This window comes from Shewanella sp. GD03713 (assembly GCF_029843705.1).
Classification (GTDB): Bacteria; Pseudomonadota; Gammaproteobacteria; order Enterobacterales; family Shewanellaceae; genus Shewanella.
The window spans coordinates 4,746,309-4,769,974 of record NZ_JAOCIW010000001.1 but is presented as its reverse complement, the minus strand read 5'-3'; the positions used below and the strand labels follow the sequence as shown (position 1 = coordinate 4,769,974).

The 23,666-nt window shown below is 48.7% G+C and carries 22 protein-coding genes; 9 read left to right on the top strand and 13 right to left on the bottom strand.

What is annotated here, in order from left to right:
• Nucleotides 1–5: 5 nt before the first annotated feature.
• Nucleotides 6–965 carry a glycosyltransferase gene (locus N5E87_RS20840; protein ID WP_050991351.1) on the top strand — a complete coding sequence of 320 codons (960 nt, stop codon included), beginning with the start codon at nucleotides 6–8 and terminating at the stop codon, nucleotides 963–965.
• 361 nt (nucleotides 966–1,326) lie between these two features.
• On the opposite strand, the gene N5E87_RS20835 is transcribed toward N5E87_RS20840, so the two are convergent.
• Entirely contained in the window at nucleotides 1,327–2,400 is a 1,074-nt protein-coding gene (locus N5E87_RS20835; RefSeq protein ID WP_037428321.1) for a glycosyltransferase, read from the bottom strand.
• 276 nt (nucleotides 2,401–2,676) lie between these two features.
• Between N5E87_RS20835 and coaD the strand changes: the two genes are divergently transcribed.
• Together coaD and N5E87_RS20825 are read left to right on the top strand one after the other, a co-directional pair.
• Nucleotides 2,677–3,168: a pantetheine-phosphate adenylyltransferase gene (gene coaD, locus N5E87_RS20830; RefSeq protein ID WP_011718800.1), complete on the top strand. Its 492-nt coding sequence runs from the start codon at nucleotides 2,677–2,679 to the stop codon at nucleotides 3,166–3,168.
• A gap of 66 nt (nucleotides 3,169–3,234) precedes the next feature.
• Entirely contained in the window at nucleotides 3,235–4,707 is a 1,473-nt protein-coding gene (locus N5E87_RS20825) for a capsule assembly Wzi family protein (protein ID WP_069453919.1), read from the top strand.
• A 58-nt stretch (nucleotides 4,708–4,765) separates the two neighbouring features.
• Here N5E87_RS20825 and N5E87_RS20820 read toward each other — a convergent pair whose 3' ends face one another.
• On the bottom strand, nucleotides 4,766–5,773 hold the full coding sequence (locus N5E87_RS20820; RefSeq protein ID WP_086902506.1) for an NAD-dependent epimerase: 1,008 nt from the start codon (nucleotides 5,771–5,773) through the stop codon (nucleotides 4,766–4,768).
• Nucleotides 5,774–5,797: 24 nt separating this feature from the next.
• On the bottom strand, nucleotides 5,798–6,961 hold the full coding sequence (locus tag N5E87_RS20815; protein WP_086902505.1) for a nucleotide sugar dehydrogenase: 1,164 nt from the start codon (nucleotides 6,959–6,961) through the stop codon (nucleotides 5,798–5,800).
• 233 nt (nucleotides 6,962–7,194) lie between these two features.
• Between N5E87_RS20815 and N5E87_RS20810 the strand changes: the two genes are divergently transcribed.
• From N5E87_RS20810 to N5E87_RS20800, 3 genes are read left to right on the top strand one after another with little or no spacing between them, the layout of a single operon-like run.
• Nucleotides 7,195–7,926, top strand: coding sequence for a glycosyltransferase family 2 protein (locus N5E87_RS20810; RefSeq protein WP_011624605.1), 732 nt, complete (start codon nucleotides 7,195–7,197; stop codon nucleotides 7,924–7,926).
• A gap of 1 nt (nucleotide 7,927) precedes the next feature.
• Nucleotides 7,928–8,587, top strand: coding sequence for a VTT domain-containing protein (locus tag N5E87_RS20805; protein ID WP_023266183.1), 660 nt, complete (start codon nucleotides 7,928–7,930; stop codon nucleotides 8,585–8,587).
• Nucleotides 8,588–8,600: 13 nt separating this feature from the next.
• On the top strand, nucleotides 8,601–10,325 hold the full coding sequence (locus N5E87_RS20800) for a glycosyltransferase family 39 protein (protein WP_086902504.1): 1,725 nt from the start codon (nucleotides 8,601–8,603) through the stop codon (nucleotides 10,323–10,325).
• Between the two features lie 61 nt (nucleotides 10,326–10,386).
• On the opposite strand, the gene mutM is transcribed toward N5E87_RS20800, so the two are convergent.
• The 8 genes from mutM to N5E87_RS20760 form a co-directional block, all read right to left on the bottom strand.
• Entirely contained in the window at nucleotides 10,387–11,202 is an 816-nt protein-coding gene (mutM, locus tag N5E87_RS20795) for a bifunctional DNA-formamidopyrimidine glycosylase/DNA-(apurinic or apyrimidinic site) lyase (RefSeq protein ID WP_011624602.1), read from the bottom strand.
• 24 nt (nucleotides 11,203–11,226) lie between these two features.
• The gene (locus tag N5E87_RS20790) at nucleotides 11,227–11,682 is read right to left on the bottom strand and encodes a hypothetical protein (RefSeq protein ID WP_011624601.1); all 456 of its coding nucleotides are present in this window, start codon (nucleotides 11,680–11,682) and stop codon (nucleotides 11,227–11,229) included.
• A gap of 81 nt (nucleotides 11,683–11,763) precedes the next feature.
• Complete coding sequence (gene moaA / locus N5E87_RS20785) at nucleotides 11,764–12,747, bottom strand: GTP 3',8-cyclase MoaA (protein ID WP_086902503.1); 984 nt, start codon at nucleotides 12,745–12,747, stop codon at nucleotides 11,764–11,766.
• A gap of 16 nt (nucleotides 12,748–12,763) precedes the next feature.
• Entirely contained in the window at nucleotides 12,764–14,563 is a 1,800-nt protein-coding gene (locus N5E87_RS20780) for a bifunctional molybdopterin-guanine dinucleotide biosynthesis adaptor protein MobB/molybdopterin molybdotransferase MoeA (RefSeq protein WP_055648182.1), read from the bottom strand.
• Nucleotides 14,564–14,593: 30 nt separating this feature from the next.
• Nucleotides 14,594–15,187: a molybdenum cofactor guanylyltransferase MobA gene (mobA, locus tag N5E87_RS20775; RefSeq protein ID WP_086902502.1), complete on the bottom strand. Its 594-nt coding sequence runs from the start codon at nucleotides 15,185–15,187 to the stop codon at nucleotides 14,594–14,596.
• Nucleotides 15,171–15,878: an energy-coupling factor ABC transporter ATP-binding protein gene (locus N5E87_RS20770; RefSeq protein WP_086902501.1), complete on the bottom strand. Its 708-nt coding sequence runs from the start codon at nucleotides 15,876–15,878 to the stop codon at nucleotides 15,171–15,173. Before N5E87_RS20770 ends, mobA begins: the two co-directional genes overlap by 17 nt.
• Before the next feature lie 3 nt (nucleotides 15,879–15,881).
• Nucleotides 15,882–16,589 carry an ABC transporter permease gene (locus N5E87_RS20765; protein ID WP_011624596.1) on the bottom strand — a complete coding sequence of 236 codons (708 nt, stop codon included), beginning with the start codon at nucleotides 16,587–16,589 and terminating at the stop codon, nucleotides 15,882–15,884.
• Nucleotides 16,586–17,410 carry a substrate-binding domain-containing protein gene (locus N5E87_RS20760; RefSeq protein WP_011624595.1) on the bottom strand — a complete coding sequence of 275 codons (825 nt, stop codon included), beginning with the start codon at nucleotides 17,408–17,410 and terminating at the stop codon, nucleotides 16,586–16,588. Before N5E87_RS20760 ends, N5E87_RS20765 begins: the two co-directional genes overlap by 4 nt.
• Nucleotides 17,411–17,694: 284 nt before the next feature.
• Here N5E87_RS20760 and N5E87_RS20755 point away from each other — a divergent pair, with 284 nt between their 5' ends.
• Nucleotides 17,695–19,077, top strand: coding sequence for a sigma-54 dependent transcriptional regulator (locus N5E87_RS20755; protein WP_011718787.1), 1,383 nt, complete (start codon nucleotides 17,695–17,697; stop codon nucleotides 19,075–19,077).
• Nucleotides 19,078–21,213: a cache domain-containing protein gene (locus N5E87_RS20750; protein WP_023266176.1), complete on the top strand. Its 2,136-nt coding sequence runs from the start codon at nucleotides 19,078–19,080 to the stop codon at nucleotides 21,211–21,213.
• A 255-nt stretch (nucleotides 21,214–21,468) separates the two neighbouring features.
• Here the strand turns inward: N5E87_RS20750 and N5E87_RS20745 are convergent, their stop codons facing one another.
• Both N5E87_RS20745 and N5E87_RS20740 read right to left on the bottom strand, forming a co-directional pair.
• Complete coding sequence (locus N5E87_RS20745; protein ID WP_089068843.1) at nucleotides 21,469–21,936, bottom strand: GNAT family N-acetyltransferase; 468 nt, start codon at nucleotides 21,934–21,936, stop codon at nucleotides 21,469–21,471.
• Between the two features lie 99 nt (nucleotides 21,937–22,035).
• The gene (locus tag N5E87_RS20740) at nucleotides 22,036–22,695 is read right to left on the bottom strand and encodes a 7-cyano-7-deazaguanine/7-aminomethyl-7-deazaguanine transporter (RefSeq protein ID WP_039977624.1); all 660 of its coding nucleotides are present in this window, start codon (nucleotides 22,693–22,695) and stop codon (nucleotides 22,036–22,038) included.
• A 242-nt stretch (nucleotides 22,696–22,937) separates the two neighbouring features.
• Here N5E87_RS20740 and N5E87_RS20735 point away from each other — a divergent pair, with 242 nt between their 5' ends.
• On the top strand, nucleotides 22,938–23,663 hold the full coding sequence (locus N5E87_RS20735) for an ABC transporter substrate-binding protein (protein WP_086902499.1): 726 nt from the start codon (nucleotides 22,938–22,940) through the stop codon (nucleotides 23,661–23,663).
• The last annotated feature ends 3 nt before the right edge of the window (nucleotides 23,664–23,666 follow it).

Sequence of the window (23,666 nt, the reverse complement as noted above, 5' to 3'; positions counted from 1 at the left end):
TGAATATGGAAATTTCAAATATACACCCTGTAATTTCTGTTATTATTCCAGTTTATAATGTTGAGAAGTTTTTAAGAAGATGTTTGAAAAGTGTTGTGTCGCAGACATTTAAAGACTTTGAAGTTATTTGTGTTAATGATGGTTCACCTGATAATTGTGATGTTATTTTAGATGAATATAAAAAATACGATGCAAGAATTAAGATTGTAAACCAGAATAATCAAGGTGTATCAGTCGCTCGCAATACTGGCTTAAACGTAGCTCTAGGTGATTACATTTTTTTTATCGATCCAGATGATGCGATACAACCGCAAACATTAGAAATAGCCTATTATTTTGCGCAAAAAAATAAAGCGGATTTGGTTGTTTGGCAGAGTGTTTATTCTGATGGCTTCGATCATCCAGATAAAAAGTTTGAAATTGAAAAAATAAATTATAAAGTAATCTCGGACCCTTTATATCATAAAAATAAAAAGCCTTATAAAATTGGATCGGTTGTGTGGAATAAGTTATATAAGAAACAGCTTGTTAAAGGGCTTTATTTTATTCCTGGAGTCAACTATGAAGATATCTCGTACAGTTTCTCCATTTTAGCAAAACGTCCAAAGACAGTCGTTATTCCAACCCCATTATATCTATACACAAGGTATGAGAATTCGATAACACAACAAAAGCCAACTCCAAAGCTTATTCGTGATTATCACATAGTAATCAATTCGATCTACAACACTTACCAAAAAAACTTAGGAAGTAAGGAGTTAAGCCATATAAAAAATACTTTGATGCGGCCTCTTTTAAGTTATCAGCTCAAAAAATGTAAGCAAGCAGGATTGGAACAACAAGCTGAAATGTTACCAGCATTTGCAGAAGAGTTGAGAGATCTTGATAGCAAAGGTTTGCTTACATGGCGCGGGCATCGTCTTTCACGATATATAGCTTATAAAAAACTCATGAAAACTATTTAGTTTTTATGATGATAATAGTCGTTAGTTAATACTCGTATTGTGTATATTTATTGGTATTTTAAAACCACCTCCTTTGGAGATGATGATCGTTCATGTGAGGCTTTGCCCGAAGAATGCTCATACAATTACTGCCTTTGTTACCAGTAATTGTATGAGCAGATACGAGTCATCATCGCATATATCTTACCGTTGTCAGTATCATCAGAAGATATGTAAGGCACCAAGATAAAGTCGCGAAAGAGGAAGTCGAGAGACTGATTCAGTTAGGATATGGAATATTAGTTTTTTAGCCCCCCCTTCTAGGGGGCTATTTGAAAGCCACCTGCTATAAAGGTGGAGTTTCACAATGGAGTTCTCAATTTTAATTCTTTCCCAGAGCAATATATTGAGCGGCAATATATTGGCTGTCTACGGCTTTTAATATTTCGAGATTGTCTAAAGCTGGCGGTGAAGCCAAGCACTCCAGTGTCTTTTGTGCAAGTAGAGCGGGTTGTCGAACGGGGACAAGATATTGTGCTAAATGTCCTGTGAGAATCTCGCTTGGACCATAAGGGCAGTCAGTGCTAACAACTGGAGTGTTACAGATTAATGACTCAACTATGACTAATCCAAAACCTTCAAAATCAGAACTTAATAGCATCAGTTCAGCATTTGCAATCCAAGGAAAAGGATTTTGTTGAAAGCCTGGAGTTATAATTCTATTTTCTACCCCATATTTTTTGGCTATTTTCCGTGCGCGCTCTGGACGATTAGTTAGTAAAACTAAGTCTGGTGCGTTTGGTGCGAGTTTCAAGGCTTGAAAGAGAATATCATGCCGTTTTTGGCGCGTAACTCGGCCGACGTGAATCATGTAAGGCTTATTAGGAATGTCAGCGTTGAATTCTTTTGACTTATTACGAATCTCTTCGATTTTAAAAGGATTATAAATAGTCTGTACGCTCTCTGGCTTAAGCCAAAATGTAGCTCTGAGTTCATCGGCGATGCCATTGGAAACTGTAATGATTTTTTTGCCAATCAGTGCCTTAGCCTTTTTCCAGCGACGCCAGAAATGCACTGGACCACGCTTTAATTCCATCAAGAGTTCTTGCTTAAGGGCGCAGTGGCAAAAGTAATAGCAGGGATCGAAATCGCAGCCGGAAACAACGACATCGCAATCGGTCGAGTTACTTAAAAATAGCGAGAACTTACCCGATTGTTCCGCTTCGGCCACCTTGGCCTGCAGGCGTTGTCTTTGCTCCTGTAGGCTTGGCTTTTGACCGGCGTCATAAAGATAATGAATCGTCACATTTTCTGGTGGCATAAAATCCCCCTCTTTATGGAACACAAAGAGGTGAACATCTTGCCCGGCTTCTTGCAGCACTTCGGCCTGAGATAAGGCGACTTTTACTGTACCGTTAGAGAAAAAGTTATGGCAAAAAATGGCGATTTTTTTCATATAAGTGCTCTGATTACGTGGACTTAATCGGTTGTGGTGTGGTTTCAATCCATCGAGGTTGGACGAAAAGCCGCTGCCTACTTAAGCCAATATATAGCGAGTCGGCATTATATCAGTTCATGCCTTTACATGGGCTTAATCCGAGGAATTCTTGCCAGTATTTCAATTTTTAACGGGATTTTCAGCGGTTTTTATCGGGATGATTCACTCAAGTGGCTAAAACGAGTAGACTGGCGGCAATGATTTTTGGGTATCTATCTGAGTTGAGTCAGCAAAGTGCATACAAGAGCGATTTATCCTGGGACTTTCGATCCCATTACCAATGGTCATGCCGATTTGATTGAGCGTGCGGCTAAGTTGTTTAAGCATGTGATTATTGGCATTGCGGCCAATCCATCTAAGCAGCCAAGGTTTACTCTCGAGGAGCGCGTTGAGTTGGTAAACCGCGTCACAGCCCATTTGGATAATGTGGAAGTGGTTGGTTTTTCGGGCCTGCTGGTGGATTTTGCCAAGGAACAGCGTGCGAGCGTGCTGGTGCGTGGTTTGCGTGCGGTTTCCGACTTTGAGTATGAATTCCAATTGGCCAACATGAATCGCAGATTAAGCCCTGATCTTGAGAGCGTGTTTTTAACGCCGGCCGAAGAAAACTCTTTTATTTCTTCCACCTTAGTGAAGGAAGTCGCGCTGCATGGCGGCGATGTGAGTCAATTTGTACACCCTGAGGTGGCAAGCGCGTTGACCGCCAAGCTTAACCTCGCAAAAGCCTGATAAGGCTGAGTATTTCCATAAAACCTTTGAGGCATCAGGCCTCGCGATGATAATGAAAAGGATGTTATGAAGGCTTTTTTGACCCCCACTATCCTCGCTGCTAGCGTTGCATCTGGTTTACTGTTTTCTGCTTCCGTTGCTGCCGCCCCTTGGGTGGATGCCTCGGATATTTATTTAAGAGCCGATATTCAAGCACTGGCCGATGCGGGCGTGATCCGTGTGCCAGTGAATACCTTTCCCTTGATGTGGTCTGGTATTGGTGGTGACTTAGCTAAAGTCGAACCCGAGCTATTGTCTCCCCGATTAGTGCAAGCCTTTGCTCGAGTTAACTTTTACTATCAAAATGCCGTCGATAATCGCGGCAATGCTAGGGTTAAACTCTCGGGGGCGACCGATCCTGCTCGCTTCCAGCATTATGGCTCAGACTACCGTGAAAAGGGTGAGGCTAAAGCCTCCTACGAATACTTAGGCTCACGTGTGGCCTATAAAACCACAGTTGCCGAGACCTACGATCCGCAAGATAACAAAAACTTTCGTCTCGATGAGTCTTACTTTGCGGTAATCATGGGTAACTGGATTGCGACCTTAGGTACGGTTGAGCAGTGGTGGGGGCCGGGATTTGATTCGGCATTGCATCGCTCTAACAATGCGCGCCCAATGCAGTCACTGTCGCTCAGCCGTAATAATGCCGCCGCCTTCGAAACGCCATGGTTATCTTGGATTGGGCCTTGGACCTTTAAGACCGGTTTTAGCATGGCTGAAAAAGAGCGTGCCGTGCCTAAAACGGCTGAATGGGATATGCGTTTCACCGCCAAACCCCTTCAGCAGCTAGAAATAGGCCTGTCTTGGTCGACGCTATTTTGTGGCGAAGGACAGAATTGCGACTTCGATTCTTGGTGGGACTCAGTGGCAAGCAATGCGGTGTGCATCGACGGTTCGGATTCTTGTCTTGCCGATCAACGCCGTGACGCGGGCCATAGAACCCAGAGCATCGATTTACGTTATGCCGACACTTGGCAGGATATCCCCGTTGGTTTGTACCTTGAGCATAGCTGTGAAAACGGCAGCGATTGCGGCTCACTTTGGGGGATAGATACCCATTTCGGTACATCTGGTAAGCAATTCAAGTTATTCATGGAATACTCGGATACCTTTGTCGAGTGTGATGGCAAGCCTAACTGCTTCTATGAAGATCCTGTTTACCTCAGTGGAGCGCGTTACTACGGCAGAGCTTTAGGTTCGACCTATGATAGCGATGCTCAAGTCTTTGTGTTTGGTTTGGTTGGTCAGTTCCATAACAGCCGAGGTTTTACCTCGCTCCTGCGTTATGCCAAGTTGAATAAAGACGGCACCAATGTGGCGACCACATGGGCGCCACAGCCACCGAAGGAAGACTTGTTGATGCTGGAACTTTCTTACCGTATGCCGGTGTGGAAGGGCATGTGGAGTCTGGGCGGTACAGTATCGAGATCGGAATTTGATGTACAAGAAAACGATACTAATGCGACTTTCTTCAGCAGTTTTGAATACCGTTTTTAAGCGCTAATCCAACAAAAAGGCCTGCTAATCAGCAGGCCTTTTTGTTTTCTCAGAGAGCTTACTTCGCATAAAACGCGCGGTACCACTCGACAAATCTACCCACCCCAGTATTGATATCCACTTGGGGTTTATAACCCACCGCCTTAAACAGGTCTTCGGTATCGGCCCAGGTGGAATGCACATCACCGGGCTGCATGGGTAAGAATTGTTTGTTAGCCTCAATGCCGAGTGCACTTTCGAGTGCGGTAATAAAATCCAGCAATTGCACAGGGCTGCCATTGCCTATGTTGAATACGCGATAGGGTGCGCTGCTATTAGCAGGTGTACCAGTTTCTACACGCCAGTCCGGTGTGGGGCGAGGAGGTTTGTCTTGTACCCTGATGATGCCCTCAACGATATCGTCGATATAGGTGAAATCACGGCTGAGATCGCCATGGTTATACACATCGATAGAGTCGCCTGCGAGAATGGCTTTTGTGAATTTAAACAAGGCCATATCGGGTCGTCCCCAGGGACCATACACAGTAAAAAAGCGCAAGCCTGTGGTGGGTAACTGATAGAGATGTGAGTAAGTGTGCGACATTAATTCGTTGGCTTTTTTGGTCGCCGCGTACAGGGATATCGGATGATCGACACTGTCCTCGGTCGAAAATGGCATCTTTTGATTCAAGCCATACACAGAGGATGAAGAGGCATAGACGAGATGCTCAATCTTATGGTGGCGACAGCCCTCTAAAATGGTGAGATGCCCAACTAAATTGCTATCGGCATAGGCGAGGGGATTATCGAGGGAGTAGCGCACCCCAGCCTGCGCGGCGAGATGGATAACCCGTTGAAAACCTTGTTCTGCAAACAATGCTGCTATGCCGTCTCTGTCGGCTAAGTCCAGTTTGATAAAACGGAAATTGCTTAAGGCTTCGAGCGGTGCCAGTCGGGCTAGCTTTAGCCCTACATCATAATAGTCATTGAGGTTATCGATACCTACAACCTCATGGCCCTGTGCGCAGAGGCGCTCACTGACTTTAGCGCCGATAAATCCGGCGGCGCCTGTGACTAAGTATTTCATAGTAAACCTTTAAATTTTGGACGCTTAGTCGTGATGGAACAGATCCCGGGTGTACACCTTAGCGGCGACATCTTCGAGTTCATTGGCCATACGGTTAGAAATAATCACATCGCACATGGCTTTAAATTCATGTAAATCACGGATCACCTTCGAGTTAAAAAACTCGTCTTCCTTGAGTACGGGCTCATAGACCACGACTTCGATGCCCTTGGCCTTTATACGTTTCATTACACCTTGTACCGCCGAGGCGCGGAAGTTGTCTGAGTCGGATTTCATGATTAAGCGATAGATCCCCACTCGCTTCGGTTGCTTACTGATAATAGCGTTGGCGATAAAATCTTTGCGGGTCGTGTTGGAATCGACAATGGCGCTGATGAGATTGTTAGGCACATCGTTATAGTTGGCCAGCAATTGCTTAGTGTCCTTGGGCAGGCAGTAACCGCCATAACCGAAGGAAGGATTGTTATAGTAATCGCCGATGCGCGGATCTAAACATACGCCTTCGATAATCTGGCGGGTGTTGAGCCCTCGGCTCTCCGCATAGGTGTCCAACTCATTAAAGTAGGCGACGCGCATGGCTAAAAAGGTGTTGGCAAACAACTTAATTGCCTCGGCCTCAGTGCTGTCTGTGAGTAAAATTGGAATATCTTGCTTAATGGCGGCGCGAGCAAGCAGATCGGCAAAGGCTTGGGCGCGCTCTGAACGTTCACCCACTATGATCCGCGAGGGGTGCAGGTTATCGTAAAGCGCCTTACCTTCGCGCAAAAACTCTGGCGAAAATAAGATATTGTCACTGTTGAGTTTACTTCTCAGCCCTTCGGTAAAACCCACTGGCACAGTCGATTTGATGACAATAGTGGTGTCAGGATTTAGGGCTAGCACTTCCTTCGTGACCCGTTCGACCGACTGAGTATTAAAGTAGTTGGTTTGTGGGTCGTAATCCGTAGGAGTGGCTATGATGACAAAATCGGCTTCTTTAACGACGTTTTTATCGCTCGTGGCACTGAGATTTAAGACTTTATGCTGCAGGTATTCTTCAATCAGACTGTCGGCGACAGTTGGTTTACGCGCATTAACTAACGCGATGCGCTCGGGCATCAAATCAATCGCTACTACATGGTTTTGCTGGGCGAGTAAAACCGCGTTCGATAGGCCAACATAGCCCATTCCAACTACAACTATGTTCATAGGTTTTATACAGTTTGGCATTTTGTTTCCCAAACTAGCATTTTCTGCGGCATTAGAATATGTCATTTCGATGAAATCCACAGTTCCAAATTAAGTGCTCTTTTCTCGATTTTCACCCGTATACAATGCTGGGCTCGCGTTCCGTTTAATTCATAACATCCTATCAATGCAGATTTTTGTTTGCCACAATCCTATGTTACCGTACTCATGGTTATTAAGCTTGGAGCCTTAACGTGATTTCAGTCGTGATCCCCGCCAAAGATGAAGTGGGCAATATTGGCCCATTAATGAAAGAGATATGCCAAGCCCTGCAAGGGTTGACTGAGTTTGAAATTCTTGTTGTCGACGACGGTAGTCAGGATGACACTTTTGGTGAAGTTATGCACACCGCAGAGGTGATGCAATGCGATGCTAAAGCTATTCGTCACGAGCGCAGTACGGGCCAAAGTACCGCTATTTCCACTGGCGTTTTACATGCCCGCGGTAAATACATTGTCACCTTAGATGCCGATGGGCAAAACGACCCTGCGGATATTCCCGCCATGTTGGCCCAATTGCCGCAAATTCATGCCGAACATTTTTGTATTGCCGGTTATCGCAAAAACCGCAAGGACACGGCGTGGAAGCGATTCCAGTCCCGCTTTGCGAATAAAGTGCGTGATGCACTGTTACACGATGGCGTACCCGATACCGGATGTGGCTTAAAACTCTTCCCCCGCGAAACCTTCCTGCGCATGCCTTACTTCGACCATATGCACAGATATATCCCAGCACTGGTGCGCCGCATGGGGGGCGAAGTGTTTATTTCTGTGGTTAATCATAGGGATCGCCAAGTAGGCGTATCTAAATATACTGCTTGGAATCGGGTCTGGGTCGGAATTGTCGACATCATGGGCGTCATGTGGCTCGGTCGTAGGGCGAAAATCGCTAAGGTCGCCCGTAGCGAAACCAGCTGGCACGATTAAGATGAAGCGACTCTATAAGGCGATTTTTATCGTCTTTATTTTGCTGGTGTTAATGTTTGCGGCCCAGCAAGGGTTATTCGAGCATGTGACCGATAGCAATTGGGTGGCACATTTTATTGCCGCTCAAGGGGCCTATGCGCTGGCGGTGTTGCTGATGGTTGGCGCCTTGTTTACCGCTGTCGGTGGGCCGAGGCAGGTGATCGCCTTTGTATTCGGCTTTGCCCTCGGTGGAATCTATGGTGGTTTATTTTCCACCTTAGCGGCATTGCTGGGTTGTGTGCTGGCGTTTTATACCGCGAGATTAACCATTCGAAGCAGTCTGCAACGACGTTTTGGCAATCGTTTACAAAAGTTTGAGGCGCTGATCATTCATCGGACTTGGTTAAAAGTCTTAATGATCCGTCTGTTGCCCGTGGGCAGTAATCTGCTGACGAATCTGTTTGCGGGGGCGACACATATCCCCGCGGGGGGATTTATGTTTGGCAGCGTGCTGGGTTATTTGCCGCAGATGCTGATTTTCAGTTTTGCGGGCGCGGGCATTGGCTTATCTGATCATAACCAACTGGGGATCAGTATCGGGCTGTTTATTATCTCGAGTCTTATCGGTGCTTACCTGTACCGTTCTAGCCTGCGTAAGCAGGTGGATGAATTGGAAAACTAAATAGGGATTAGGAATGGATGCATTGAATCGTCGTTTCAATAGCGAAGATTATTACCAAGTACTCTGGCCGCTGCTGTTGATGAGTTTGCTGATCTTGCTGGTTGGCATAGGTTTTCGTTCCCCTTGGCCCGCCGACGAGCCGCGGTTTGTTGAGGTCGCGCGGGAGATGGTTGCCTCGGGTCAATGGTTATTCCCTACCCGGGGCGGGGAATATTATCCCGATAAGCCGCCAGTATTTATGTGGGCGATTGCCCTGTTTTATCAACTCACAGGGTCGTTAAAACTCTCCTTCTTACTCCCCAATGCTTTCTGCGGCTTGCTGACGGTATTCCTTGTCTATGATCTGGGTGCCAGATTGTGGAATGTGCGGGTTGGCCGCAACGCTGCACTATTGCTCCTTATCGTGCCGCAGTTTTTGATGCAGGCGAAAAATGCCCAGATAGATGCCATGGTGATGTGTTGGATAACCGTGGGATGTTACGGATTAATCAGGCATTTTATGCTTGGGCCTAAGTGGCATTGGTATTTTATTGGCTGGGCATTTATGGGACTTGGGGTGATCACTAAGGGGGTTGGTTTCTTGCCCCTGTTGTTGCTCATTCCAATTGGGATTTACGCCTTCAAAGATAAGACCCGTTTCGAGGGCCGCTTAACTTGGCTTTGCCTCGCGGGGCCTTTGGCCATGCTGGCCGTGATTGCCTGTTGGTTAGTGCCAATGGTGATGACGGTTCAAGCCCATGGCACGCCCGAGATGGTTGCCTATCAAAATAACATTTTGTTTAAGCAAACGGGCGAGCGTTACGTCAATGCTTGGCACCATATCAAGCCATGGTACTTCTTCGTGCTGAGCGTGATCCCTTGGATGTGGTTCCCGATTTCGTTACTGGTGGTCGCCTATTGGAAACAGTGGGTGCAAAAGGTGAAAGCCGATCCCACCATCGCGATTCTGCTGATTTGGGTCGGGCTCGTGGTGCTGTTTTTCAGTATCAGTCCGGGCAAGCGCAATGTGTATATTCTGCCCGCATTACCTATGTTGGCCCTCGCGGCATCGGCGGTATTAACGGGTATTTCCCCCAAAGCTTGGTTTGAAAAACTAGTCACTGGTGTGCTGTGGTTCTTGGGCGCACTGGTGTTAGTGGCCGGCGTGCTGGCATTTATCCATCATCCTGCGCTTGTCAAAGCGCTGGCGGACTATACCGATGATCTCACTGGCATTGGTTACTTATTTATTTTGCTCGGGGTGCTTTGGTGTGCCTTGCTGTGGCTGGCGCGTCGTCAGTTTGCACTGGTGAAAGTGGGGTTAGTTTCAGCCTTGGGCTGGGTGCTGGTGAGCACTTGGGGTTACGCTATGCTCGATGAAATGCGCACTCCCAGAAGCCTGATGCTACACACTGCCGAGGTGATAGGTGAGGATGCCGAACTTGGCTTAGTAAACTTTAAAGAGCAATTTATTCTGTTCTCGCCCATGAGTGTGACGCACTTTAGTTATCTCGCGCCGGTAGAAGAACAAGAGCGTAACGCGTGGCAATGGATGCAGGAGAACAAACAGCGTTATGTGTTAGTGCCTAGCGGTGCTGAGCTGAGTTGTTTCGATATCAAAGGCGGTAAGAGCATGGGGATTGCCCACCGTGACGAATGGATTTTGTTATCTGCGTCAGAGCTTAAGCCTCAGTGCCAAGCGCCAGAGCGTGTTTACCGCTACTTTACCGATCATCCTGGCCGTTGGTTAAAAGAGTAATCAACAGCCATATCGAAGAAGCTAAAAATGCCTGCAATTGCAGGCATTTTTATCGGCGAGATTAACGCGTCTGGCAGATGCCGCAAAATACTGTGGTGCGTTGACCCAGGCGGATTTCGCTGAGTAGATTGCCGCACTGAGTGCAGGTTTCGCCGCCGCGGCCGTAAACATGCAGCTTTTGCGCGAAATAGCCGGGTTTACCCTCGGCATTGGTGAAGTCTTTAAGTGTAGTACCGCCCTGTTTGATGGCGTGGGCGAGGATTTGTTTGACCTCGGCAACCAGTACCGTTAAGCGTTCAATATCTATCTTGCCTGCCTCCGCCTCGGGGTGTATTCCTGCGGCAAAGAGTGCTTCGTTGGCGTAAATATTCCCCACACCTACCACAATATGGTTATCCATCAGGCAGAGTTTGATGGCCTTCTTCTTGCCCGCCAGTGCGGCAGCTAACTGATTGACGTTAAAGGCGTCGGTCAAAGGTTCTGGCCCGAGTTTTTCCAGTAGCGGATGGGCTTCCTCTGGCAATTGGCACCATAACCAAGCGCCAAAACGTCTCGGATCGTTAAATCGCAGAATTCGGCCATTGGCGAGGACAAGATCGATATGGTCGTGCTTCTCCACTGGCGTGTCATGGGGCAGGATCCGCAAGCTGCCCGACATCCCCAAATGCACTATGCTGGTGCCAGCATCGGTATCGATTAACAGATATTTAGCGCGGCGACGCACTTGGCGTATGGTTTGGCCGATGATCTGTTTGGCAAGTTCGGGAACGGGCCAACGCAGTGAGGCGTTACGGATTACGAGGTCAACTACGGTTTGTTCGACAAGATGTGGGGCTATGCCCTGACGGGTGACTTCGACTTCTGGTAATTCCGGCATGATTGAGTTCTTTTAGGTAATAAATTAGCTGGTAGATTTTGCATCGAGAATAGGCTGTAAATCGGCCCTTAGGCTGGGGGGCACTAAATACCAGTTGCCAGCGGGTGATTTGAGCACACCGTCCTCGGGGAAATAAATCCAACGTTGCGATTGGCGGATCTCGGCAATTTGGATCACCAGTTCCTGCGGTTTGCCTGTGGGTTGTGGTGCCTCGCTGAGGGGCGAGACTTTTAGGCCTTGCCAAGCCTTGGCCCATTGGGCGCAGTTGAGCACCAGCGGATCGCACTCCCAACCTGAGGCTTGTTTATGCAGCCACACACCATCTAGCTGCAATTGCGCCAGCGGCGCATTGTCATCAAATAACAGTTGGGCATCACTCGGCACATTATGGGTTTTCTTATCCATAAACGTCAGCACCGCAATGATAAAAATGCAGGCAAGAATAATGATGTTATTCCACTGTTTACGAGTAAGCGCCATAGGAAGAGTGACACAAAAAATGGGACTGATGCCATGAGTGTATCACGGCAAAATAGAGATGCTAGCCCTAGGACGAAGGGGTTAACCGCCAGTGCTATTCATAAAGCGCAGGATTTGCACGCCACTATTATCGAAAACATGCTGCTTAGGCTTGAGCTTGATACCTTGGAGAATCGCGGTTTTAAGGCGCTGAATATCCCCGGGGTATTCTCGCACAATGCTTTTTAAATCAATGGAGTGTTCATTACCTAGGCAGAGCAATAATTGCCCCTCTACGGTTACGCGCACTCTATTACATTCGTGGCAAAAGTTGTGGCTATGGGGTGAGATAAACCCGATATGAATCGGACTATCCGCCATGGTGTAGTAACGCGCGGGGCCGCCAGTACGTTTATTGGAAAGTTGCAGGGGATAATGCTCGTTAATCATGGCCTTAACTTCATCACTGCTGCAATGACGCGCGTCTTTACGCTCGTCCATTTCACCCAGCGGCATTTCTTCAATAAAGGCGATATCTAGGTTTCGGTCACGGCAAAAATTAACCAGATCAATCACTTCATGGTCATTTTGCTGTTTAAGGATCACCGCATTGATTTTAATTCGCTCAAAACCTGCGGCGATAGCCGCATCAATCCCTTCGATAACGCGTGCTAATTTGCCGTTACGTGTCAGTTGGGTAAAGAGCTCGGGGTTAAGGGTATCTAGGCTGATGTTTAAGCGCTTAAGACCCGCATCAAACATAGGCTTGGCAAACTTACTGAGCCTAGAACCATTAGTGGTCATCGATAAATCTTTAAGCCCTGGTAGCTTGCCCAGTAAGTGCACCAGTTGATCGCAATCGCTACGCACCAAGGGCTCGCCGCCGGTGAGGCGAATTTTAGTCACCCCAAGTTCAGTAAAGGCTTGGGCAATCCAAGCCAACTCTTCGAGGTGCAGAACATGGTCTTTGGGCAAGAAGCAGGGATCTTCCGTCATGCAGTAGACACAACGGAAGTCGCAGCGATCCGTCACTGAGAGTCGTAAATATTCGACCTGACGGCCAAAGGCATCCACGAGTTGGCTCATAGGGACTCAGTGGCTCTTATAGAAGATCGGCAAAAGGCTGAATAAACACGGTTTCACCCGCATTCACCGCTTCAGCATCATCTCCAATGATGATAAGGCAATTGCCTTTGACCATAGAGCTGAGCATGCCCGAACCTTGGTTACCTGTGCTGGTGACGTGCAGCCTGCCATCATTACCGAGGCGATAAATTCCGCGGATAAACTCAGTGCGGCCCGTGCGGCTACGCAGGGTTTCATCGGTAATCGCCGGGAATAACGGCGCCTGCCAGTTTGTTTCACCGCCGAGTTTACGCAGCGCAGGTTGCACAAATTGCAGGAACGACACCATCACAGCCACCGGATTGCCGGGTAAGCCGAAGAATAGACTATCGCCGACCTTACCAAAGGCGAGTGGGCGACCGGGGCGCATATTGATCCGCCAGAAGTCGATATTGCCAAGGCGTGTCAGCACTGCCTTGATGTAGTCGGCGTCGCCAACGGAAACACCGCCTGAGCTGATCACCACATCGGCCTGCGCCGCGGCTTTGGTTAAGGTCGCTTCGAGTGCGCTTTCGGAATCTTCAATAATACCTAAGTCAATGACGTCACAACCTAAACGTTTTGCCATTGCCTTGATGGTGTAACGGTTCGAGTCATAGATACAGTTTGGATTTAGTGCTTCGCCGGGTTGGCTGACTTCATCACCTGTTGAGAACACGGCCACGGTCGGGCGACGATAAACCGTTACTCGGTCAAGGCCGAGGGAGGCTAATAAGCCCTGTTCGGCGGCGCTTAGGCGTGTGGCTTGGGTGAGGGCAACTTGGCCTTGGCCTATGTCTTCACCTGCAAGGCGAACGTGTTGGCCCTGTTGAATGCGGCCATCGAAACTGACCTTGGCATTAGCCTCGTTAGCCAGCTCTCGAGGTTGAACTGTATCTGCGCCTGCGGGTACGGGCGCGCCCGTCATAATGCGCACGGTTTCACCCGCTTTGAGTGTGCCCGAATATTGATGTCCGGCTAATACTTCACCGACTAAGTTGAAGCTCGCTGGCAGCGGATCTTGATAGGCGAAGGCATAACCATCCATCGCCGAGTTGGTTTGCTGCGGGACATCCACGGGCGAAATGCTGTCGCGGGCGAGCACGCGGTTATCTAATGCATCTAAACCTATGTCTTCCACCTCAGTCACGGGGACGACATGGGATAAAATCTGCGCCAAGCCTTGGCTCACGCTGAGGTTTTTATCGCTGCCCAAGGTGCAGGCATCGACAGTCGCGATCGGTAATGCGGGGTTGGGTGCTTGCCAGCTATTGGCGTATTCCATAACAAAGTCAGCAATTTGCGCGACATTGTTAAGGTCGAGTCTTCTTAGCTCACTCGGCAGTTCTGTGTCATCACAGCAAGCGATGGCGAGAATGTTGTCGTCTTGGGTATAGATAAACGGCTTACCGTGGGCGGCGCGGTGCAGCTCAATTTTCGGTAATGTGAGTTTTTTAAAGCCTTCGACTAAGACGATATCGACTTTATCGGCTTCAATTTGCTTGAGTAGGTGGACTAACTCTGGGTCGCCATCGCGGGCATCTTCGGTCATTAGCGCCCAACGCACATGGGAGGCGACTAGCATTTGCCGCGCGCCGGCTTTGCGCATCTCGTAGCTATCTTTACCGGGAATATCGACATCGAAATTGTGGTGAGCATGTTTGATCACCGCCAGACGCAGGCCGCGCTGATTTAATTCGGGGATCAATTGCTTGAGTAGGGTGGTTTTCCCCGTGCCGCTATAGGCACAAAATCCGAGAACGGGAATAGATAGCGGATTGACGAAGGGAGTACTCATTTGCACCTCTAATCTAGGAAATTTGAAGCCTTAGCTTTGGTTTATCTCTGCTGCCAGTCGTTGTTTTTGTTCTGGCGTGTTCACATTGACGAAGGCATTGGGTTGATCGGCAAAGGCCGCCACGGCAAAGCGATGTTTGGCATACCAAAAATCAATTTTACGCTCACCCGCTTCGAGAAAGGCGGTCATCGACTCGCGCAGACTTGGCTTTAGTAACATCACCACCGGCTGCTCACGCTCACCATCGCTGGCAACGGCAAGTTCAGCATCGTTTGCCTCAATGGCGGCCAATAAACGGGCGACTAAATCCCGCGGCAGCAGCGGACAATCGCAGGGCACCACGAGCAGATAGTCTGCTTGAGTGTGACCCATAGCAGTGATCATGCCCGCCAAGGGGCCGAGAAACCCTGTATGCTCATCGCTCAACACCGTAAAACCGAACCCAGCATAACGTGTTTGGTTACGATTTGCGTTGATCAGGATCTCCTTAACCTGAGGTTTTATCCGCTCGATAGTGTGTTCAATCATGGCCTTGCCGTTTAGCTCGACGAGGCCTTTATCGTCCCCGCCCATACGGCGCGCCATACCACCGGCAAGAATTACGGCATCAATTTGCAACGACATATAAAGATCCCTGTGTGGAGTTTGTGGGCGTTTGCTGACGGGAGGTTATCACCTGTTGGTCTTCAATGTGCCACTGCTGCTCGCAAATGGCGGTGAGCGCACAGTTTTGGTGGCTGCTTAAGAGCATTCCCGTTCCTTGCTGTTTGAGCTGTTGGATCATTTGCAGCACTAAGGCTTGGGAGTCCTTATCCATATTGGAGGTCGGCTCATCGAGCATCAGTAACTTTGGCTGCAAAATCCAAGCGCGGGCGATGGCGAGTCGTTGCCTTTCGCCGCCGGATAAATTGCTGGCTCTGGCCTGTAATAGCGAGCCTAGTTGCGCCATCTCAATTGCTTGGCCAATTCTGCGTTTGGCTTCGGTTTTTGAGGCCGCAAAGGGTAAGCCGTAGGTCAGGTTGTAATTGACTGTACCATCGAATAGATAGGGATGCTGGTGGAGGTAAATGGCTTTGCCCAGCAAAGGGTTGCGTGTCCACCATGCGTCCTTTTTAAAGCCGCTGACGTCAATCTTGCCCTTAGATGGCTGCTGTAGACCCGCGAGGATCTTCATCAGGGTCGACTTGCCCGAGCCGTTGTCACCCTGCAAATAAATGACGTTCCCTTGGCACAACTCTAGGCTATGGGCTTTGAATAATAAGCGCGGGCCAAAGGACATTTCCAAGTCACGGGCGATCAGTTTGGCTTGGGTCATAAGTTAATGGCTCCTTGGCGTTTCTTTGCCGCGTAAACTACCTAAGGCAAAGTTGAGGATCAAGGCCAAGATTAGCAGCACTAATCCGAGGGCGATAGCTTGGGCGAAATCGCCTTTACTGGTTTCCAGTGCGATAGCCGTCGGGATATTACGTGTTACGTTTAAAATGTTGCCGCCGACCATCATAGAACAGCCGACTTCGGTGAGAATACGGCTAAAGGCTGCGACAATTGCCAGTAATAACGGCATACGCAGTTCGCGGCACACGGTCCAGACCGCGCTAAACCAAGAGGCGCCTAGGGTGCGTGAGGTTTCCCATGCACGGCGATCGACACTAGTGAAGGCCGCTTGACTCATGGCTATCATCACGGGGGCGCAAATCATCATTTGGCCGAGGATCATCCCCTCTTGAGTGAACAACCACTTTAAATCCCCAAGCGGGCCGTTGCGGGTCAAGATGAGATACACCAGCAGGCCGATAACGACAGTGGGGATCGATTGCAGCGTTTGTACTAAGTTAGTGACAAACCACTTTCCGGGGAAATGGGCAAACGCCAACACAAAACCGAGCACCATAGAGGGGACTAAGGTGATGAGCAGCGCCGCGAAGGATACCGAAAACGAGACAGAGATGATGGACCAAACGTCGGGGTCCAATGAAAACAGCAGGCTTAACGCCTGCTGTAACAGTGCTAACCAGCCTTCGCTCATTCGCTATAGGTTGCCTTGAACAGTTGCTCGCCTTCAACTTTGAAGTTGTTGATCATGGCTTGACCTTCTTTGCTGATCAGCCAGTCACTGAAGGCTTTAGCGCCTTTGTGGTTCAGATCTGGGTATTTAGCTGGGTTGATCAGAATCACTTGGTATGGGTTCGCCAGCGTTTTACCGCCATCGAAATCCACACCTAAGTCCAGCTTAGTTTTGTACGCCACGAAAGTACCACGGTCAGACAGCGTATAACCTTGTAATTCGTTTGCCATCAGCAGGGTTTTACCCATGCCTTGACCTACTGAAGTGTAACCTTTGAAGTCAGGAGTTACGCCTGCGGCTTTCCATACTTCTAACTCTTTGATGTGGGTGCCAGAGTTGTCACCACGAGAGACGAAAGGTAAGCCTGATTTGGCGATTTTCGCGAAGGCTTCTTCGGCAGTTTTGCTTTCACGTAGTTTTGCTGGGTCGTTTTTAGGACCTAACACCACGAAATCGTTTTCCATAATGCCACGTGGCTCAACACCAAAACCGTCGGCAACAAATTTTGCTTCAGCACTTGGGGCGTGGGTCATCACTAAATCCACATCGCCTTGCTCGCCCAGTTTCAGGGCTTTACCCGTACCCGTTGCGATAACTTGTACTTTGTAGCCTGATTCACTTTCAAACTTAGGCAGTAATTCTTTTAACAGACCTGAGTTTTCAGTACTGGTGGTGGTGGCTAACTTGATCACTTCAGCCGATTGAGCGGGTAACACTGTGAGCATGCTGGCTGCAACAACCAGGCCCAGTAATGACTTCATATGGGATTTCACGTTTAGCATGGATACTCCTTGGCGAAAAATAGGGTTCCGACTCAATTGCCTACTGAGTGGGAGGTTCCGTAAATTGTAATGCGTTCGATTGAAAGCAAATAGGATGCCAAACCAACAATGACGCATTTACGTTCACAGCTTGATCTAAATTGTGACCCCGATCTCAGGCTCAACAAATAGTTTGCAGACAAATTGTCTCAGCGCATGCTTCTTATGGTTCATAGTGACCTATTTGTCTAGTTTCAATGCTAGAATTGGTCGCAATTGAGTCAAAATGTCCAGAAGTGAGCACTATGAGCCAGATAGATAATAACCTCAAGCCCCTTCCTTCCGCTGTGTCTGTCCTGATCGTCGATGACGAGCCGGGGATGCGTAGCTTTTTGAATAAGGCGCTCTCGAAAAAATTCGCCTTAGTCGAAACGGCGGGCAGTATTGAAGATGCTGAGCAGTTACGTAGTCGCTGCCACTTCGACCTATTGATTGTCGATATCCGTTTACCGGGTCGCTCTGGCATCGAGTGGCACGAAGCCTTAGATGAACAAGGCCGCCGCTCCGATGTGATTTTTATGACTGGCTATGCGGATTTAGAAGTCGCGATTAAAGCGCTGCGGGCTGGTGCCTCAGACTTTATTATGAAGCCCTTCCACCTCGAGCAGATGATGTCGGCGGTTGACCGTTGTATTGAACGCCGTTTGCTGCGCCGCGAAAACTTAATGCTGCGCCGTGAAGTCTCTATCGGCTATTCCTCCACCATTATCGGTAGCAGCGAGGCAATGAAGTCGGTCAAGCAAGTAATTGAGCGCGTGGCACCGACCAATGCCGTGGTGTTAATTCAAGGCGAATCGGGCACGGGTAAAGAGCTTGTCGCGCGCCAATTACACTTACTCAGCGGCCGCCAAGGGCCATTTGTGCCCGTTAACTGCGGCTCTATCGCGCCAGAACTACTGGAGAGTGAACTCTTTGGCCATACGGCAGGGGCATTTACTGGCGCTAAGGGAAATCGCGAAGGCTTATTCAGTTTTGCCTCCGGCGGCACTATTTTCCTCGATGAAATTGGTGAGATGCCGCTCAAGATGCAGACGGCACTGCTCAGGGTATTAGAGCAAAAGGCGATTCGCCCCGTCGGCAGTGAGAAGGAAGTGAATATCGATGTCCGGGTGATTGCGGCCACTAACCGCACGCTGGTGGATGAAGTCGAAGCGGGTAACTTCCGTCGTGATCTTTATTATCGCTTGAATGTGCTGGATATTTTAATTCCTCCCCTGCGTGAGCGTCCGGAAGATGTGGTCGAATTGACCCACCACTTTACTCGCCAATTAGCAGCCGAATTGGGTGTGCGCGAAGTCGTGTGGAGCCATGAGGATATGGTGAAGCTGCAACAGCACGAGTGGCCAGGCAATATCCGTGAACTGCGCAATATGATTGAACGCTGCATTCTGCTTGGCAAGCCGCCTGCAGAATACTGGAAACAACAGGTGAAGACAGAGTCTTCGGCTTCCCAGGGTTATCCCTTAGATTGGCCGTTGAAAGAAGTGGAAAAACACCATGTGACCAGCGTGGTGGATCTGCACTCTGGCAATAAATCAGCAGCGGCGAGGGACTTAGGCGTTTCCCGTAAGACCTTAGATCGCAAGTATAAAGAGTGGTTTGACGTTAGCGACGAGCAGGAGTTCTAAGTGTCGTTTTTTACTCACTTTTTTGGTGTCAGTTGGCAGCAAATGCAGGCCAAAGTGCGTTATCGCATTCTGATCCTCACCTTGCTGCCGATTTTGCTCACCTTGGTGAGTTTAGTGTTTATCACGATTTACTGGAATATCAGTTACACAGGCAAGCAACTGTTTATGAAGGTAAAAGCCGATCTGGCTGTGGCTGAAAATACCCTGCAACAGGTGCAAGTTCGTCAGGAGAAACAGCTCGAGAGAGTGATGACCTCATGGACTTTTCAAAATGATTTTCGGCCCATTCTCACTGGCGAATTGGCCCACAGGGCGAGCATCGATGCCTTTTTAAATGAGCAAAAAAAGCAACTCGATCTGGATTTTCTAAGGCTTGTCAGTGTGGCCGAGGCCGCGTCTGACCCGGATTTACGACAAATTTTACCGAAAATGGGTGGTCTTTTACCCTATTCGGGGCTGATGGTGTTATCACCTGAACGTTTGGCGCGGGTTGATCCGGATCTAGCCCAAAGGGCGGCGATTCCCTTACTGGCGACATTGCGGGCGCAAAGCCCGAATAAACAAGTGGAAGACCGTGGTCTACTGAGCCGTAGTTTGCTGCCGATCCCCGATTTTGAGGGCAAAGTGGCTTGGTATCTCGATGGAGGCGTGCTGTTTAATCGGGATACGCGCATCGTCGACCATATCCGCGACCTCGTGTACGACAAGGGCACGCTGCCGGAGCGTTCCATCGGCACTGTGACCATTTTCCTCGACAATATTCGTGTCTCAACCAACGTGCCTTTACATTTTTTCCCACAGTCGAATGAACCCCAAGGGCGGGCACTCGGTAGTTTAGTGTCGGAGGAAGTGCGCGAAAAAGTGCTGAATCACGGTGAGTTATGGGTCGATCGCGCCTTTGTGTTTAACGATTGGTTTATTTCCGCCTACGCGCCCTTAGAGGATATCCGTGGGCAACGTGTTGGCATGATCTATACCGGATTCTCAGAGTCGCCCTTTATTCATAACTACCTGCTTAATATCATCGAGTTAGGCACGATTCTGATGCTGGTGCTGCTGATCTCCGGCTTATTGGTTTACCGCGGCGCTTACAGCTTGTTGCAACCGATTGAGCGCATTCACCATGTGGTGCAAGCGGTGCAGTCTGGTCGCAATGTGCGTATTGGCGCCTTGGGGCTGGACAGGGATAACGAATTATCGAATCTTGCCGAGCAGTTCGACCGCATGCTCGACTTATTGCAGCGGCGCAACGCGCAAATTCAAGCTGCCGCCGAACAACTCGAGATGAAGGTCGAGGAGCGGACTCGTAGCCTGCAGGATAAGACCTTAGAGTTGCAGCGCAACGTGGCGCTACTCAATGAGACTCGTCAGCAGTTAGTGACCAATGAAAAGTTAACCGCGCTGGGTGAGCTAACCGCAGGGATTGCCCATGAGATCAATAATCCAACGGCGGTGATCCTCGGCAATATGGAGCTGCTGCGTTATGAGCTTGGAGATAATGCCGAGTCGGTAAAAGAGGAAATCGACCTTGTTATCCAACAGGTTGGCCGTATTAGCACTATTATCCGCAGCCTGCTGCAATACAGTCGTCCTGGTGAGTTTAACGCTCCCTTAGAGATGCATCCAATTACGCCTATCATCGAGGAAATGCTGGTATTAGTACGGCACTCGATTCAAAAACAAGAAGTGGTGCTGATCACTGAACTGAACGCCAGTTGCCCAGTACAGGTTAACCGCCCGCAGTTGCTGCAAGTGCTGATTAACCTTGTGGTTAACGCCGCCCATGCGATGGATGGTAAGGGCAGGATTTGGGTGCGAACCTATGATTGGCTACAGCAAGATATGCCGATTGGGGTGAAAATTGAGGTTGAGGACGAAGGTTCGGGGATTGCGCCTGAGCAACTAGGGCGGATTTTTGATCCCTTCTACACCACGCGTAAAGACGGCACAGGCCTTGGATTATCCTTAAGTTACGGCATTATCAAGCGTATCGGCGGCACCATAGAAGTGAGTTCTGTACTGGGTAAGGGGTCTATCTTCACTATTGGTTTGTACCATGAGGCGAAGGAAGATCAGCAAAACAACCCCTACGATGGCTTACATTTTTCCGGCCAAAGCACCGAAATGTCATCTTAGAAGCGACTCTGCACGAAATGCTATGAGATTGATTCACGGAATAAAAAGCAAAAAAAAGCCGGATGATGAATCCGGCCACAAAAGAGTGTGTGTGAGCAATGTCGTGCTTGCAAACTCAGGAGCACTTTAACAACGTCAGATTACCAGTCATCCGTGTTAAAGATGAGTTTTGGAACGCAAGTTAACGATAATCATTCTCAATTAGCTTTGCAAGCTATTTCTCGCAAAAAATACACATTTTTATGTAAATCGCCTTTAAGCAGTCGCAATCGACTTGCTTAAATGCAGTTTATGGTCGATCAGGCTTTGCGGATCGGCCTTCAGTTCAGTAATCAAATACTGGTTTCTAATCAGCAGATTGAGCATGGCGGGGAAGCGGTTCATGGTCTTAACCTGGATCAGCTTGTAGCCTTGGCGGCTCGCCCAGGTTTCTTGGTATTCCAATAGGCTTTGTGCCAGACCTAAACGTCTAAAGTCGGTTACAACACCGCCTAACCAACTGTAAAACACGGCATCAGCTTGTTCGTATCCCAGCTTAAAGCCTGCCAATTCACCTTCCACATAGGCTAAGAGAATCAAGCAAGTCTTATCCGAGAGACGTTCTGCCAGTGTTTCGCTGGTCAGCGGACGGTCGAGTTCAGGGATTTGCTTGCTCAGTTCGATAAGCTGTGTGGTCAACTCAGGTGTCAGAGCTGTCAGTGCTTTGATTTCAATTGAATACATAATTTTCTCTCACAGAAAATCAGCCCCAAATGTGCATAAACACAGTGGGGCTGAACAAAAAATTGCTCAAATTATAACAGGTCTGGCCAGTTGAGTTAATCAGGAAAATGATTTTTGTGGACTGGTTTGCAAGATCTTGTCTTGTAAGACCTTCAGCAGGACGCCGTAGGCGGGCAGGAATAACCCTAAGCTCACGAGTAATTTGAAGCTGTAATCCACGGCCGCGATTTCGGGCCAGTTGGCCGCCATAAAGCTGTCTGTTGAGGCATAAAAAGCGACACTGAAGAACACTAAGGTGTCGACTAAGTTACCGACAATGGTCGATGCCGCAGGCGCGACCCACCAAGAACGGCTCTGGCGTAGGCGAGCAAAGACTGTGATATCCATCAGCTGGCCAATCAAATAAGCCGCGAAGCTGGCGAAGGCGATGCGAAACACAAAAGTGTTCCATTGGCTTAAGGAATCAATTCCTTGGAAGCTGCCTTGATGGAATACCACACCCATGACATAGGAAATCATCAACGCGGGCACCATGGCCTTGAGAATGATGCTACGGGCAGGTGTTTGTCCAAAGATGCGCACGGTGAGATCGGTCGCGAGATAGACAAAGGGAAAACTAAACGCGCCCCAAGTGGTGTGAAAACCAAACAATTGAAACGGTAATTGTACTAAGTAGTTGCTGACGCAAATAATCAGTATGTGAAATCCCACTAATAGCAGGAGTGCGCGGCGAAGCTGCGCAGGGGTTAACATTAACATATGTGGCCTTTTTAGTTGTGTAGGGCGGGGTGAGGGAACCCGCTAAATGATCTGTTGTTATTTTACCCAATATCAGCGTGCTGAAATCGGGGTCGCCATTATAGTGACCAGGTTCGAAGATGCAAGCTTACTGTTTATATTCCAAGCAATTTAACCTTGAGTTTCGAGGAGGAGTGCTAGATAAGGTCACAGCACGGGCAGGGAAATTATCCTACACTGTTAAGAAATGGGAGGAGAACGCGATGCGATCATTTCTTGCGGCCTTGTGTTTTAGTTTATTGAGTTTGTGTACCTACGCGACACCGGCTAAGCCCGTGGTAATTCATCTGGTCACCGCTTCGTGGCAGGGTTTCTCCAATCCTGATGAGACGGGTTATTACTTCGATATTCTCCGCAAGGCGTTTCCTGCTCCCGATTGGCAACTCGATGTGCAGTTTATGCCCTTTGCGCGCACGCTTTATATGGTTGAAACCAGCAGAGTGGATATGATCCTCAGTGTTTACAAGGGGGATGTGAAAAACAGCCTACTGAGTGAAAACCCCGTTGAACTTGATTCTATCGATGCCGCCGTTACCCCACAAATTGCGGCGACTTGGTCGGGTATGGAGAGCCTATCCCACAAGAAAGTGCAGGCCATGCTGGCTTATCGCTATAACATGCTGACGACGATCCCGATGTTTTATGAGGAAGGCAGCGACATCTTAAGCATGCTAAATAGTGTGAATGCGGGACGAACCGATGCTGTGCTGGATTACAGAAAGAATATGGAGACTCTCGTCCCTCAATTGAAGGCGCCGCAGCAGTTTGTGATTATTCCTGGAGTGCTCACCGCCGAAACCTATTTCGCCTTTGCCAATACGGAAAAAGGGCGGATGCTAAAGCAACATTTTGATATTGAACATAAAAAGCTTATTGATTCCGGTGAGCAGGAGCGACTCTACACTGAGACTAAAGCCAATGGCTATTGAGCT

What these genes read in the sequence shown, in the direction of transcription:
- N5E87_RS20840 (WP_050991351.1), top strand. Translation starts at nt 6, where the DNA reads ATGGAAATTTCAAATATACACCCTGTAATTTCTGTTATTATTCCAGTT.
- N5E87_RS20835 (WP_037428321.1), bottom strand. Translation starts at nt 2,400, where the DNA reads ATGAAAAAAATCGCCATTTTTTGCCATAACTTTTTCTCTAACGGTACA.
- N5E87_RS20825 (WP_069453919.1), top strand. Translation starts at nt 3,235, where the DNA reads ATGAAGGCTTTTTTGACCCCCACTATCCTCGCTGCTAGCGTTGCATCT.
- N5E87_RS20820 (WP_086902506.1), bottom strand. Translation starts at nt 5,773, where the DNA reads ATGAAATACTTAGTCACAGGCGCCGCCGGATTTATCGGCGCTAAAGTC.
- N5E87_RS20815 (WP_086902505.1), bottom strand. Translation starts at nt 6,961, where the DNA reads ATGAACATAGTTGTAGTTGGAATGGGCTATGTTGGCCTATCGAACGCG.
- N5E87_RS20805 (WP_023266183.1), top strand. Translation starts at nt 7,928, where the DNA reads ATGAAGCGACTCTATAAGGCGATTTTTATCGTCTTTATTTTGCTGGTG.
- N5E87_RS20800 (WP_086902504.1), top strand. Translation starts at nt 8,601, where the DNA reads ATGGATGCATTGAATCGTCGTTTCAATAGCGAAGATTATTACCAAGTA.
- mutM (WP_011624602.1), bottom strand. Translation starts at nt 11,202, where the DNA reads ATGCCGGAATTACCAGAAGTCGAAGTCACCCGTCAGGGCATAGCCCCA.
- N5E87_RS20790 (WP_011624601.1), bottom strand. Translation starts at nt 11,682, where the DNA reads ATGGCGCTTACTCGTAAACAGTGGAATAACATCATTATTCTTGCCTGC.
- moaA (WP_086902503.1), bottom strand. Translation starts at nt 12,747, where the DNA reads ATGAGCCAACTCGTGGATGCCTTTGGCCGTCAGGTCGAATATTTACGA.
- N5E87_RS20780 (WP_055648182.1), bottom strand. Translation starts at nt 14,563, where the DNA reads ATGAGTACTCCCTTCGTCAATCCGCTATCTATTCCCGTTCTCGGATTT.
- mobA (WP_086902502.1), bottom strand. Translation starts at nt 15,187, where the DNA reads ATGTCGTTGCAAATTGATGCCGTAATTCTTGCCGGTGGTATGGCGCGC.
- N5E87_RS20770 (WP_086902501.1), bottom strand. Translation starts at nt 15,878, where the DNA reads ATGACCCAAGCCAAACTGATCGCCCGTGACTTGGAAATGTCCTTTGGC.
- N5E87_RS20765 (WP_011624596.1), bottom strand. Translation starts at nt 16,589, where the DNA reads ATGAGCGAAGGCTGGTTAGCACTGTTACAGCAGGCGTTAAGCCTGCTG.
- N5E87_RS20760 (WP_011624595.1), bottom strand. Translation starts at nt 17,410, where the DNA reads ATGCTAAACGTGAAATCCCATATGAAGTCATTACTGGGCCTGGTTGTT.
- N5E87_RS20755 (WP_011718787.1), top strand. Translation starts at nt 17,695, where the DNA reads ATGAGCCAGATAGATAATAACCTCAAGCCCCTTCCTTCCGCTGTGTCT.
- N5E87_RS20745 (WP_089068843.1), bottom strand. Translation starts at nt 21,936, where the DNA reads ATGTATTCAATTGAAATCAAAGCACTGACAGCTCTGACACCTGAGTTG.
- N5E87_RS20740 (WP_039977624.1), bottom strand. Translation starts at nt 22,695, where the DNA reads ATGTTAATGTTAACCCCTGCGCAGCTTCGCCGCGCACTCCTGCTATTA.
- N5E87_RS20735 (WP_086902499.1), top strand. Translation starts at nt 22,938, where the DNA reads ATGCGATCATTTCTTGCGGCCTTGTGTTTTAGTTTATTGAGTTTGTGT.